Below are 13,830 nucleotides of genomic sequence, written 5' to 3'. Positions count from 1 at the left end.
GGATGGGGACCGTCTTCCTCGGACGGGGCAGGCCGGACGTCGCCGAGTACGCCGGCCGGCTCGTCGCGGTCAAGGTCATTCGACCTGACCTGGCCCGGGTGCCCGAGTTCCGGGCCCGGTTCCGCCGGGAGGCCGACATCGCGCGCCGGGTCGCCCGCTTCTGCACCGCCGAGGTACTCGACGTCGTCGATCCGCCGGGCGGGCGGCCCTACCTCATCACCGAGTACATCGACGGCCTCACCCTCGCCCAGACGGTGGCCGCGGCCGGCCCACTGCGGTCGGCCGACCTGGAGCGCGTCGCGGTCAGCGTGGCCGCGGCGCTGACCGCCATCCACGGCGCCGGCCTCGTACACCGTGATCTCAAGCCGTCCAACGTGCTGCTCTCAGCCTTGGGCCCCCGCGTCATCGACTTCGGCATCGCCCGGGCGCTGGACGCCCCGACGATGCTCAGCCAGGAGATCCAACGGATCGGTACACCGGCGTTCATGGCCCCGGAGCAGGCCAACGGCGAGCCGGTGACGGCGGCGGCGGACGTCTTCGCATGGGGTGGCCTGGTGACCTATGCGGGCACCGGCTCCTTCCCCTTCGGGGACGGGCCGACGCCGGTGCAGCTCTACCGCGTCGTACACCGCGAACCACTGCTCGACGGTCTCGCTCCAGCCCTGCGGCCGATCGTCGAAGAGGCCATGCGCAAGGACCCGGCCACCCGGCCGAGTGCCCAGGAACTGTTCCTGCGTCTGGTCGGAATGGGCCCGACCACGCATCCCGACCCGGAGGTGACCCGCGTCATCCGTGCCGGGGCATCGATGCCCGCGCCCCCGCAACGGACCGACCCGGACCGCTCCGCGCCCGGACAGAGATCGGATCCGCCCACCGAGGCCGAGTTGGAGGGACCGCCCGGCGCGGGTCGTGACGAGACCGGGGACGAACCCACCGGGCTAGCGGCGACCGGAGGCAGGGTGAACCGGGGCTTCACGCCCGTCGACCCTGATCCGGGCGGGTCTGCCTCGGGCGAGCCGGTCGGCGCCGGGCCGCCCGTCGACCCGTCGGCACGGGACCGCGGCCGGTGGAACTGGCGCCGCGTCGCGCTGCTGGCCGCCCCGGTCCTCGCGGTCCTGCTCATCGCGGCCCTCATGCCATTCGCGCTCACCACCGGCAGTGACCGGCGGCCGAGCCGGGAGGAGACGGCCGCTCGCGTCGCTCTGGCCGCCGAGGCCGTCCGCAACTCTGATGCGGACCTGGCCGCCCGGCTGTCCCTGGCGGCCTACCGCGTCAGCCCGGTGCGGGAGGCCCGCGCCGGGCTGCGCACCTCCTTCGCCGCCGCGACGGCGACGGTGCTCGACGGGCACACGCAGTCGGCGCTCGGTATGGACATCAGCCGGGACGGGCGCCTGCTGGCCTCGACCGGTGCCGACAACCTCGTCCAGCTGTGGGACATCTCCGCGCGTTCCCATCCGGTGAAGCTCGCCACCCTGGCCAGGCACACCTCGTGGACGCTCGACGCGGCGTTCAGCCCGGACGGACGGCTGCTCGCCACGGTCAGCTACGACCGGTCGGTGATCCTGTGGAACCTCAGCGATCCGCGCCGCCCCGTCGAACTCTCCGTCATCCTCGGGCACAACGGCTGGGTGCTCGACGCCGCGTTCAGCCCGGACGGGAAGGTACTCACCACCTCGGGCTATGACAACACGGCCCGGCTGTGGGACGTCACCGATCCGCGCCGCCCCAGTCAACTGTCCGTGCTCGACCGCCACACCAGCTGGGTGAACGAGGTCGCCTTCAGCCCGAATGGTCACCTGTTGGCGACCGCCAGCGCCGACCGGACGGCCCGGCTGTGGGACGTCACCGATCCGCGCCGGCCGCGACCGCTCGCGGCCATCACCGCGCACACCGACTACGTGTGGGCGGTCGCCTTCAGCCCGGACGGCCGGCGCCTCGCCACGGGCGCCTATGACGGTACGGCCCGAATCTGGGACATCACCAACCCGTCCCGGCCGGCGGCCACCGCCTCCTTCCCGGCCGACGAGAAATGGGTGTTCGACGTGGCGTTCAGCCCGGACGGCAGGACCCTGGCCACCGCGGGCTGGGACACCACGGTGCACCTGTGGGATGTCACCGAGCCGGGCCGGCCGCCGGCGATCGGCACCATCACCGGGCACGGGGACTGGGTCCAGGCCCTGGCGTGGGCACCGGACAGCCAGGGCATCGCCACGGCAAGCGACGACTACACCGTACGCATCAACCGGATCGGTGACGCCGACCTGATCGCCGCCGCGTGCGCCGACCCGTCGAAGCAGATCACCGATGCCGAATGGCAGCGCCACATCTCGGACGTGCCCTACCAACCGGTCTGCTGACCACCCGAGGTCCGCTCCGAGGTCCGGTCCCACGGCGGTCGCCGCGTGCCCGGCGGCGCTGCCGGCGGGGGTGGCGCCGGGGCGGCCGAGCGGCGGCGCAGAGCGGGCAGGGCGCCACGACCCGCGACACCGCTCTCGGCGATCCGCGTCTGCACCCTCGCCAGGCGGTCCTGTCCGGTGGTGCTCAGCCGGGACCGCAGCACCGAGTTCGCGATCCGCGCGACCTGCATCAGCTTGGGCTCGTCGACGTCCGCGGCCGCCCAGTGGCTCTGGGCCCACCGCTCCTCGCGTTCCTGCTCGAGCCGGCGGAGCTCGGCGACCTCCTGCTCGAGCTGGGCGATGCGGTGCAGGTGCTCAAGCTCGATGGCCGCGAGCCGGCTGCGCTCGTCGTCCAGGCGCGCCCACTCCCGCTGCCGCGCCCGGGCGACCGCCGCCGCGGTGTCCTGCAACCGCAGGACGTGCAGGTAGAGGTCGATGCGGTTGCGTTCCAGGCGGGAAAGTAACCGGTTGGACACCCACGGAGTGAGCAGGTCGGCGACGCGACGCGCCCAGGGAGCCCGCCGGTCGATCACCACGCCCAACCCGAAGATCGGTGCCACGGTGAAGAAACGCAGGTCGGGGTGGTCGGCGACGAAGTCCTCGACGGCCGTGCGCACCCCGTTACGCGGACCGCCCTCGGTCAGCGCCCAGGCGAAGGCTCCCATGCCCCGGAATCCCCCGGGAACCGTCTCCCTGTTGTCGATCTCGACGCCGACGTCCCACGAGTGCGGCTGCCGGGCGTCCTCGGGAATGCGGTCGGGGTTGTAGTACTGGTCGCGCCGGCCGGCCGGCCAGCCGACGTCGTGCAGGATCACCAGGGGAAAGTAGGACCGGCCGAACAAGGTGACCGCGCGGTCGATCTCGGTGAGCTCGCCGTGCACGGTGGCGTAGTTGTGGTCCCCGTCGATGAGGTAGGCGTCGGTCGGCGCGTGGCCGTCGAGCGCCTGCGGGCTGTGCCCCCGGATCACGTGCACGTCGAGGCCCCCGCCGGAGGCCGGCGACACCCCGGGCTCGGGATCGATGACCACTAACCGCCCGCCACCGCCACGGCGCAGCAGGTCGACGAGGAGCGAGGTGGTGACCCCGCTCTCGGAACCGATCTCCGCGATGCTGCGCGCCCCGGACGCCTCCAGCAGCGGCACCCAGATCTCGCGCAGATCGGACAGGGAGTGCAGGAGCAGGGGCGCCAGCGTGGGTTCGGCGGCGTCCCCGACCTCGACGGCGTGATCGCCCTGCCGGGTGAGCGCCGTGCCTGGTCCGGTGCCCGGTCGGGCCTCGAGGTCCGTTCCGGCGTCCATCCCAGCGGCGACGGCGGCGAGCTCGGCGAAGCTGTCCCGAACCTCGCTGCGCTCTGAGTCCGGGTGGTCCGTCACCGCGGTCCCCCGAGCTCGCGCCGGATCTTGCGGGCCGCCCGCAGCGGCAGACCGTCGCGGGCGGGCTCCGCCGCGGGCAGGGCCAGCGGATCGCCCCGGATGCCCATCCAGCCGAACGCCAGCTCGACGTCGAGGGCGTAGACCCCGGCGAGCTGCGGCTGCGTGGCGAGGTCGATCGTGTAGACGAACTGTGGGTCGTCCCCGGTGATCTCCACCAGGTTCGGCTGGAGCAGCCGGCCACCGAGGAGTACGAGCTGCTGGGCGGGACCGTCCAGCGAGGTGATGGTTATCTTGTCCGGCTCTGGGATGTTGTTGATATGAAAGGACAGCGTCAGCCAGTCCAGGCGGAGCAGACCGCGCCGGCCCGCCGGGTCGATGCGGATCCGGCGTGCCCCGACCGCCTCCAGGCTGAGCCGGACGATCGACAGGCCGTCGCGGGCCGACCGGGTGACCGCCGTCTCCTTCGGACCGTTGACGAAGTCCCCGCCCGTGTCGACGTAGACCTCCACGGGCCCCGCGGCGGCCTCGGGCGAGACCTCTTCCGGCGGGATGCCCGCGGCGGCGGCCAGCCCGCTGATCACCGCCAGCGGCCGGTTCGCGACCCCGGCCACCCCAGCGGGCCAGTAGAGCTCGCGCATGGAGATCCGGTCGATGTCGGCCGGGGTGAGGTACGGCATCCGGCGGACCAGCTCCAGCGGCAGCAGGCCCTCGGTGGCGTCGGAGCCGAAGTTGTCGTCGTGCGCCCAGGCACCGAAGGCCGCGGCCTCCACCGCGGTCGGCCGGGCGACGAAGCGGGTCAGCGTCCGTAGCCCCGCTTGGCGCGCCCCGGCGCAGGCCAGCGACGGCATCGGGGTCTCCGAGCGCCGGTAACGCAGCCATTCCCGCTGGAAGGCCAGGACGCCGTCCTGGACAGCGGCTCGCTGGGCGACCTGCGTCCGCGAGGTCCGGTCGATGCTGAGCACCGGATTACCCATCTCGTCGAAGGAGACCAGTGACCCGACGTCGGGCATGCAGAGCTGCTCGAGTACCTCGGGGCTACGCATGAGCTGGTTCGCCAGGGTCTCGGGCTGACCGCCTGCCGCAACATATCCCTCCAGCTCCAAACCGGCCAACCGGTGCGTCATCGCCGCCTGGTTCGTAGCCAGGTACAGGCCGAGGATGTCCAGCCCGCGGCCGGTGGAGGCGAGCAGCCGGGTGAGCAGCGCCTGGATCGTCCCGCCCCAGCCCAGGTCGAGGAAGACGACCCGGCCGCTCTCGGGTAGCTGGCTGTCGAGGTAGCGCACGTAACGCTCACGCAGGCGGGACGCGGTCAGCACGATCTCGCTGCGGATCCGCTCATCGGAACAGAGCGCCTCGAGGGTGTCGTCGAGCAGGCCGGGCACGTCGAGGCGGCGGTCGGCCAGCGCCGAGATGCCGGCGACGTTCTCCAGCCGGACCCCGAGCTGGCGCAGCAGCTGCCCCACACTCGGCGCGTGCCGACGGACCAGGAAGCTCCTGAGCTCCTCAGGGTTGCCCTCGAAGACGTTGGCCAGCGCGCACACCTGCCGCGACGCCCACAGCGTCGAAATGGTGACCCCGACATCCTCGCCGGGACCGACGAGCAGGCGGGAAAGGAAGTCGCCCTCCCGCATCAGGCAGTGGATGTGGTCGGCGCCGAAGTCACGGGCCCGTTCCACGGCCCACTCCGCGAAACCGGTGAAGACCGGCCCGAAGACCGTCGCGCCGGCCTCCCAGTACCGGCGCAGCCCCGCGGGGACCGCGAGGGCGTCGGCACGGTGCAGTGACCGGGCCCGCAACGCGGTCATCCCGTAGTCGCCGTCCACCGGGTCGATCGGGAGGTCGTCGCTCGGCGCCTTGCGCAGGCCCTCGAGCTCGAGGGTCTGCTCCAGCGCCCCGGAGTACTTCGGGTAATGGATGGCGACAAGCCCGTGCTCGCGGGCGCCCTCGACATCGGCGACGGGGTGGTCGCCAAGGTGCACGACCCGGGACGGCTGCAGGTTCGACGCGGCGAGCATGTGCTGGAACAGCCCGTCGCTCTTCGACGTCCCCGCGTCGGAGGAGGTGAAGATGTGGGTGAAGGGCACGCCGGCCAGCTCCGGCCGGTTCAGCAGCCGTTCGAGCTGGCCGGCCGAGAAGTACGTGTCGGACAGCAGGTAGACCGGCAGGCCGAGCTTCGTCATGGCGAGCTCGGCGAGCTCCACCACGGCGAGGTCGGCGCGGCAGAGCTCGCGTTCGACCGCGACCTCGGCGTCCAGGAGGTCCTGGACGCCGGGGGCGCCGGGCAGCGCCGGCAGCAGCAGCTGCCAGATCTCGTCCAGCCGCACCTCATGGGTACCGCGGGTGGCCCTGGCGTGCAGGCGGGCCAGCTGCTCGGCGTGGACCCGCAGCCGGGCGAACTCGCCCGGGGAGACGCTGGCGGGCAGGTGGCCCGCGTCCGCGAGCCGCCGGCCCAACAGCACGAAGGCATGGGCGGGCTCTGGCACCATGCGCCACAGGAGGGTGTCGAAGACATCCAGAGTCAGGGCCTGTGCCCCGCCCGACTCCAGGTGCGACCACACTTCGCGTAGCCGGACGTCGGTGAACACGACCGTCCTCTCCGTGCGGCCGGTTACGACCGCTCCATGCGGCCGGTTACGGCCGCCTCCGCCGGGTCAGCCACGACGGCCGGCGTGCGTCGGGATTCTCCCGCGCGGCCTCGGCCGGCCGAAGCCAGATGGACGGATCAATACTATGAACCGTGCTCTGGCCGTCGGCCACCGGAGTGGGTGGCGTCGCCCGCCCGGCGATGGCACGGTACCGTCCGATTCTGACGAGAAGCGGGCCAGTTCGACCCTATACACCATTGATTATTCGCCCGCAAGCAGGGCGATACTCTCGGTAGCCGGAAAAGACGGCCGGCCGGGTCGCGGAACCCGCTTGGACGTGGGACGAACCAGGGGCGCCTCGGTCTCGGTAGTGTTCAGGTCCCCGGAGTGTCGAGCCAGAGTGTCGAGGAGGAGCGGACAGGTGCAGCTCCAGTCGCGCCATGGCGGCGAGCGGTACCCGCGCATTCGGGAGACGGGGAGGGCGGGCCGTGTCACATCTGGCTGACGCCGCGCTGCCGGCGGGGGCGCCGATGGCTCCGTCCGCCCCGGAGCCGGAGACCGGTCCGCCAGGGCCGCCCGGGCCGGAGCACCATCACGCGCTGGACGCGAGTCGGCTGGCCCATCGCAGCCGGGCCCAGACGAGGGTGCGCTGGGAACTGCTGCGCAATCTCATCCGCAAGGATCTCAAGATCAAATACAAGGGATCGACGCTGGGATTCGCCTGGTCACTGGCGAATCCGATGCTCCTTCTCGTCGTGTATACCTTCGTGTTCCAGATCGTGCTGAAATCAGGAATCCCCCGCTTCGGTATTTACCTGATGTCCGGGCTGCTCGTCTGGAACGCCTTCTCGGGCAGCGTGTCCGCGTCCTGCGGCAGCGTCGTGGCGAACGCGAACCTCGTCAAGAAAGTCCGCTTTCCCCTCGCCGTGCTCCCCCTGTCGGCGGTCGGCTTCGCCGCGGTGCACTTCCTGCTGCAGCTGCTGGTCCTGTTCGTGGTGATCCTCGCGCTCGGCTACAGCCTGCTCGGCCCCGAGCTGCTGCTGCTCGTCCCGGCCGGAGCCGTCGCCCTCACCTTCACCGTGGCGCTGTCCCTGCTGGTCAGCGCGCTCAACGTGCGTTACCGCGACACCGCCCATCTGCTCGACGTGACGCTGCTCGCCTGGTTCTGGCTGAATCCCATGGTGTACGCCTTCGGCCTCATCCAGAACAGGTTGGCCGACCTGACCTGGGTGTACCTGCTCAACCCGATGGCCGTCGTGGTCATCACGTTCCAGCGGGCGATCTACGATCCACCCCCGGGTAACTCGACGGGTTCCGCCCCCATCCTGGCGAACCCGGGATACACGTTCTACCTGGAACATCTCGCCGTCGCCGGGGTGATCTCCCTCGCCCTGCTGTGGCTGGGGCTGCACGTGTTCCGCGCCCTGCAGGCGGACTTCGCCGAGGATCTGTAGTCGGCCCGTGGCGGACCGGCCCTGTCCTCGTCGCCCGCCGAAGGCCCCGGGAGCCAGCACGCCGACCGCGGTGCGATCATGATGGGACGTCCGCAGGCGGCCAGCAAGGAGTAGCAGTAGTGGCCCGACACTCGTCCGCGTACCCGCCGAGCCCCGCCGCCCCGCCCGAGGGCAGGGAGGCCGCCGCGTCACCCAGCCCGGCGCGCGAGGCGCCCGTGGTGATCGAGGCCGCCGGAGTGAGCAAGAAATTCGTCTCCTACCACAACCGGGCGACCAGTCTGAAGGAACGGTTCGTCCGTCGGGGCGGCCCCGCCGGGGACGACTTCTGGGCACTGCGCGACATCGACGTGACGATCGGGCGAGGCCAGACGGTCGGTCTCGCCGGTGCGAACGGCTCGGGCAAGTCGACGCTGCTCAAGGTGCTCGCCGGGATCCTGCGCCCGACGGACGGACGGGTCGCGGTGCACGGTCGGATCGCCTCGCTGCTCGAACTCGGTGCCGGGTTCAACGGCGAGCTTTCCGGCCGGGACAACGTCTACCTCAACGCGTCCCTGCTCGGGCTGTCCAAACGGGAGATCGATCAGCTCTTCGACTCCATCGTCGACTTCTCCGAGCTGCGCCACAAGATCGACGATGATGTCAAGCACTACTCGTCGGGCCAGTACGTCCGCCTCGGCTTCGCCGTCGCCGTGCACGTCGACCCGGACGTGCTGCTCGTCGACGAGGTCCTGGCCGTCGGGGACGAGGCGTTCCAGCGCAAGTGCCTGGCCAAGATCGCCGAATTCCGGGCGCAGGGCCGCACGATCCTGTTCGTGACGCACTCCCTCGACCTCATCGAGAACATGTGCGATCGCATCCTGGTCCTGGAGTCCGGGTCGCTGTTCTTCGACGGCCCGCCGGCCGTGGGTACCAAACTGCTGCGGCAGAAGCTGGGCAGCCTGCCCGCGGGGGAACCGGTCTCCTATCAGTACGCCACGGTCAGGCCGGAGTCGGTCACCTTCAGCCACGAGCCGGGCGGACTGCCCACCGTGCAGTACGGCCCCGGCGAGTCCCTCACCGTCAGCGTCGAGTTCGACGTCACCGAGGGTGCCCCCGAGCACGTGTACCTGCACACCTACATCGTCGGCCAGAGCGAGGTACCGATCTGGATGATGGAGACGCCACCCGGCGGGCTCGCCATCGGGCCGGGCCGCCACATCGTCGACTTCTCGGTACCACGCCTGCCCGAACTGCTCGGCGCCTTCGCGGTGAAGGTGCACGTCTCGGACGCCGCCACCGGCGCCCCGGTCACCACCCGCCGGTTCGAGGAGCTGTTCGGCGTCGGTGGTGCGCAGGCGGACGGACTGCTCAAGGTCGACTACGATGCGAGGTTGCGCGGATGAGCGAGGAACGCCCGACCCGGCCGGCGGCGGGATCGGCCGCCGAGTCGAAGACCGCCGAGCCGCTGGCGACCATCGTGATCGTCAACTGGAACGGCGCACATCTCCTCCCGGCCTGCCTGGACGGCATCGCCAAGCAGGAGGCGGATTTCGCCTACCAAACCTGGGTAGTCGACAACGCCTCGTCCGACGGCTCACGGGAGCTGCTCGCCGAGCGCTACCCCTGGGTACGCGTGGTGCCCGCGGAGCGCAACCTCGGTTTCGCCGGCGGCAACAACCTGGCGCTGCGCCAGGTCACGACGCCCTTCGCGGTCCTGGTGAACAACGACGCGATCCCCGAGCCCACCTGGCTCGCCGCGCTGCTGGCGCCGTTCGACGAGCCCGGCGGCCGGCATCTCGGCGCCACCACCGGCAAGGTCGTCTTCCTCCCCCGGTTCCTGCGGATCAGGCTGCACACGCCGACCTTCGTCCCGGGTCCGCACGACTCCCGCGAGCTGGGGGTGCGGGTGTCCTCGGTGACGGTGAACGGGCGCGAGGCGCTGCGCGAGGTGCTCTGGGAGAAACTCACCTACGGTGCCGAGGGACCGAGCGGCTCGCCGTACTTCTGGACCCGAGGGGACGGCGAACTGTGCGTGCCGATCCCCGACGGCGGCCCGGTCACCCTCGGGTTCACCTGGGCGGCGGAATCGCGCAAACAGGTCACCCTGAGCTGGGACGGCCCGACGGGCACGTCGGCCGGAGGGCGGGCGGACCTCGCGGTGGGCCCCGAGTCGACGACGGTGTCGCTGACCGTCGGCGGTGAGGCGCCGCGGGTGGACGTCATCAACAACGTCGGCGGCATCGTCCTGACCGACGGTTACGGTGCCGACCGCGGTTACCAGCAGGTCGACGCCGGCCAGTTCGACCAGCCGGAGGACGTGTTCACCGCCTGCGGGAACGGGATGGCGATCCGCTCGCCGCTCGGCCACGAGCTCGGCTGGTTCGACGACGCGTTCTTCCTCTACTACGAGGACACCGACCTGTCCTGGCGGATCCGGGCCCGCGGGTACGGCATCCGCTACGTCCCGGGGGCGGTGCTGCGTCACATCCACTCGGCGTCGAGCGTCGAATGGTCACCGCTGTTCGTCTTCCACACCGACCGCAACCGGCTGCTGATGCTCACCAAGGACGCGACCGCGCCGATGGCGCTGGCCGCCGTGATCCGCTACCCGCTGACCACGGTCTCGATCGCGGTGCGCACGCTGCGCCAGGCACAGCGCGCGCGCAGCCGACCCGCGATCCGACCGACCCTGCTGCGGCTGCGAGTGTACGGCTCCTACCTGCAGCTGCTGCCCGACATGCTGCGGGCCCGGCGCGAGATCGGGCGCAGCGCCGCGCAACGGCGGGCGAGCCTGCAGAGCTGGCTGGTGTCCCGATGAACGATCCCGCGAGAGCCGGCCAACCGGCCGAGAACGACCAACCGGCCGGCGACGCACCGGCCAAGGGCGACCGACCGGCCGGCGGGGTGCGGGCGGCGGTCTACAACCGGTTCTGGCACTCCATGGGCGGCGGGGAACGCCACAACGGCATGATCGCCCAGGTACTGGCCGCCGAGGGCGCCGCGGTCGACCTCCTCGGGCACTCCGAGGTCGACCTCGCGGCGCTCGGCGAGCATCTCGGGCTGGATCTCGCCGGCTGCCGGTACGTGCGGTTGCCGGACCGGGGCGAGGAGGCCATCGCCGTCCTCTCCGGGCGCTACGACCTGTTCGTGAACGGTTCGTACATGAGCCGGATCATGCCGAAGGCCCGCCACTCGGCGTACCTGTGCTTCTTCCCGACGCCGTTCGACCACGACATGGCGGCCTGGCGTAAGGCCGCGGTCCGCACGGCCGGGCCGCTGCTGCGCGGGGTTCGCCCGGCGGTGAGCTTCGGCCAGGGCTGGTACCCGCCGGAGGGCGGCCGCCGCCGGCAGTGGACCTGGACGAACGGGGCGGGCATCCTCGCCGTCAGCCCGGGCGAGCGGCGCACCCTGCGCGCCGATATCGGCCGGCCCGGCGCGCCCGTCGGCACGGCCTTGCGCCTCCTCGACGCCGACGGCAGCGTGCTGGCCAAGCTGCAGATCGGCACCGACTTCACCCCGTTCGAGGTATCGCTGCCGCCGTCGGCGAACGGTACCGAGCTCACCCTGGTCAGTGACGCGTTCTCGCCGGGCGCGGCGGACGTGCGCGAACTCGGCGTGGCGGTGAGCCGGCCCCGGGTCACCGACGGTGGCGAGGGGCCGATCGCCCGGCTCCCGCTGCGTTTCCCCTGGCTGCTGCGGGACCCGGCCGACCTCGGCTACCTCGACGGCTACAACGTGGTCATGGCCAACTCGCGGTTCACCCGCGGCTGGATCCGCCGGTTGTGGAAACGCGACGCCGACCTGCTGTTCCCCCCCATCCAGGTGGAACGGCTGCATCCGGCGCCGCGGCGGGAGAAGGCCGTCGTCACCGTCGGCCGGTTCTTCGCCCCCGGCCTCGGCCACGCCAAGCGACAGCTGGAGATGGTGCAGTGGTTCGGCGACCTGTACCGTGCGGGCGACCTGCCCGACTGGACGATGCACGTCGTCGGCGGCTGTGAGGACTCTCAACTGCCCTACCTAGAGCAGGTCCGGGCGGCCGGCGCGGGGCTGCCGGTGCAGATCCATCCCAACGCCCCGCGCGCCGAGGTCGAACGGCTGCTCTCGACCAGCTCGGTGTTCTGGTCGGCCACCGGGTACGGCGAGGACGACGACCGGCGTCCCTGGACGGCGGAGCACTTCGGGATGACCACCGTCGAGGCGATGGCCGGGGGCTGCGTTCCCGTCGTCATCGACCGGGCCGGCCAGCGAGAAATCGTCCGGCACGGGGTCGACGGCTACCGATGGACCGGCCCGGAGCAGGTTGCCTCCTTCACTCGCCGGCTCGCCGCCGAGGACGGTCTGCGCGGTCGGCTCGCCGCGGCGGCGATCGAACGCGCCCAGACCTTCTCCGATGCGGCGTTCGCGCGGCAGTGGCGGGAGATCGCCACCCGGCACGGGCTGTACGAGCGGTGAAGCGGCGCGGTGTGGCGTGGCACTCCCGGAAAGGAGGGGGTGATCCCGGCATGAGGGTCGTGCTGGACGGCACGCCGTTGCTCGGGCAACGCACCGGGGTCGGCCGTTACACCGAGCATCTGCTGACCGGGCTCGCCCGGCTCGCCACCGAGCCCGGGTGGGAAGCCGAGGCCGGGTGGGAAGCCGAGGCCGGGTGGGAACTCGCGGCGACGGCGTTCACCTGGCGCGGGTTGGGCGAGCTCCCGGGCGCGCTGCCGGCCGGGGTACGAACGGCGGCCCGGCGGGCACCGGCCCGGCTGTTGCAGGACGCCTGGGCCCGCTCGGAGTACCCGCCCGTCGAGTGGCTCACCGGCCCCGCCGACGTCATGCACGCGACGAACTTCGTCCTTCCACCCCTGCGCCGGGCCCGCGGTGTGCTGACCATCCATGACCTGTCCTACCTGCGTACCCCGGACACGGTGACGGGGGCGTCCGCCCGCTACAGCGATCTGGTCCCCCGCGGCCTGCGCCGGGCGTCCGCCGTGCTGACGCCCAGCCGCGCGGTGGCCGACGAGGTGGTGACGGCCTACCGGCTCGACCCCGCACTGGTGACCCCGACGCCGCTCGGCGTCGACGACGCCTGGTTCACCACGGCGAAGCCGAGCCTCGCCTGGCGCAGGGCCCGTGGCCTGCCCGAGCGGTACCTGCTGTTCGTCGGTTCGGTGGAGCCCCGCAAGAACCTCCCGGCGCTGCTGGAGGCGGTCCGCCGACTGCACGCGACGAAAATCGACGCTCCGCCGTTGGTGCTCGTCGGGCCTCCGGGGTGGGGACCGGCGCTGGACCTGGCGAACCTGCCGTCCGACGCCGTCGTCGTCGCCGGTTACCTCGACAGCGAGGCACTGCGGACGACCGTCGCCGGAGCGAGCGTGCTGTGCTTCCCGTCCCGGTACGAGGGCTTCGGTCTACCCCCCCTGGAGGCGCTCGCCGCCGGGACTCCGGTGGTCGCCGCCGACATCCCGACCGTGCGGGAGGTCACCGCCGCTCTCGTCGACGTCGCCGCCCCCGCCGGCCGGACCCCTGGCCAGGCCCCCGGACGGGCCATCACCCGGCCCAGCAGTCCGGTGCGGCTCGTTCGGCAGACCGACCGCGACTCGTTCGCCGACGACCTCGCCGAGGCGATCCTGGAGCTGCTCGACTCCCCCGGCGACACCGACGCCGGCCGGGCGCACGCCCGCACGTTCACCTGGCGGCGCACCGCGCAGCTCACCGCGGCCGTCTACCGCCGGGTCACCGAGCTTCCATAACGCGACAACGAGCAGGACACCGCCGAGAACGGCCCATCCCGCCAGGCACGACAGCCCGAGGTCGGGCGGGCCCGGGGCCGTCTGGTCCCAGGCGGCCCGCAGCCGGTCCAGGTTCGCCAGCGGGGCGAGCGCGGGCCGCTTGAATGCCAGGTCACGGATGAGCATGACCACGGTGAGCGCTGCCAGCGCGGCGACGACCGCGACCGTCGGCAGGCCGCGGCGGCCCAGCGGCAACGACCCGCAGCAGGCCGCGACGACGAAGGCGAGGATCGGCAGCATCGGCAGCAGGTACCGGGTGAACGGCGCGC

The 13,830-nt window shown here is 72.0% G+C and carries 8 protein-coding genes; 6 read left to right on the top strand and 2 right to left on the bottom strand.

The window, feature by feature from the left end:
* On the top strand, positions 1–2,357 hold a 2,357-nt coding region (locus AC08OV_RS10625), incomplete at its 5' end, for a WD40 repeat domain-containing serine/threonine protein kinase (RefSeq protein WP_476619611.1).
* On the opposite strand, the gene AC08OV_RS10620 is transcribed toward AC08OV_RS10625, so the two are convergent.
* Complete coding sequence (locus AC08OV_RS10620) at positions 2,339–3,769, bottom strand: class I SAM-dependent methyltransferase (RefSeq protein WP_476615239.1); 1,431 nt, start codon at positions 3,767–3,769, stop codon at positions 2,339–2,341. The genes AC08OV_RS10625 and AC08OV_RS10620 overlap by 19 nt on opposite strands.
* On the bottom strand, positions 3,766–6,354 hold the full coding sequence (locus AC08OV_RS10615) for an HAD family hydrolase (RefSeq protein WP_476615240.1): 2,589 nt from the start codon (positions 6,352–6,354) through the stop codon (positions 3,766–3,768). The genes AC08OV_RS10620 and AC08OV_RS10615 overlap by 4 nt, the downstream gene beginning before the upstream one ends.
* A gap of 488 nt (positions 6,355–6,842) precedes the next feature.
* Here AC08OV_RS10615 and AC08OV_RS10610 point away from each other — a divergent pair, with 488 nt between their 5' ends.
* The 5 genes from AC08OV_RS10610 (at position 6,843) to AC08OV_RS10590 (ending at position 13,522) form a co-directional block, all read left to right on the top strand.
* A complete protein-coding gene (locus AC08OV_RS10610; protein WP_476619610.1) occupies positions 6,843–7,808 on the top strand; it encodes an ABC transporter permease in 966 nt (321 codons plus the stop codon).
* Positions 7,809–7,927: 119 nt separating this feature from the next.
* Positions 7,928–9,190 carry an ABC transporter ATP-binding protein gene (locus AC08OV_RS10605; RefSeq protein WP_476615586.1) on the top strand — a complete coding sequence of 421 codons (1,263 nt, stop codon included), beginning with the start codon at positions 7,928–7,930 and terminating at the stop codon, positions 9,188–9,190.
* Positions 9,187–10,605, top strand: coding sequence for a glycosyltransferase family 2 protein (locus AC08OV_RS10600; RefSeq protein WP_476615587.1), 1,419 nt, complete (start codon positions 9,187–9,189; stop codon positions 10,603–10,605). Before AC08OV_RS10605 ends, AC08OV_RS10600 begins: the two co-directional genes overlap by 4 nt.
* Positions 10,602–12,239, top strand: coding sequence for a glycosyltransferase (locus AC08OV_RS10595; protein ID WP_476615588.1), 1,638 nt, complete (start codon positions 10,602–10,604; stop codon positions 12,237–12,239). Before AC08OV_RS10600 ends, AC08OV_RS10595 begins: the two co-directional genes overlap by 4 nt.
* Positions 12,240–12,289: 50 nt before the next feature.
* Complete coding sequence (locus AC08OV_RS10590) at positions 12,290–13,522, top strand: glycosyltransferase family 4 protein (RefSeq protein ID WP_476619609.1); 1,233 nt, start codon at positions 12,290–12,292, stop codon at positions 13,520–13,522.
* Positions 13,523–13,830 lie beyond the last annotated feature (308 nt).

It is taken from the genome of Frankia sp. CeTa3Moorea (assembly GCF_978021225.1).
Note: the sequence above shows the minus strand (reverse complement) of the source record. Positions and strands in the feature narration are given on the sequence as shown.

What these genes read in the sequence shown, in the direction of transcription:
- AC08OV_RS10600 (WP_476615587.1), top strand. Translation starts at nt 9,187, where the DNA reads ATGAGCGAGGAACGCCCGACCCGGCCGGCGGCGGGATCGGCCGCCGAG.
- AC08OV_RS10590 (WP_476619609.1), top strand. Translation starts at nt 12,290, where the DNA reads ATGAGGGTCGTGCTGGACGGCACGCCGTTGCTCGGGCAACGCACCGGG.
- AC08OV_RS10595 (WP_476615588.1), top strand. Translation starts at nt 10,602, where the DNA reads ATGAACGATCCCGCGAGAGCCGGCCAACCGGCCGAGAACGACCAACCG.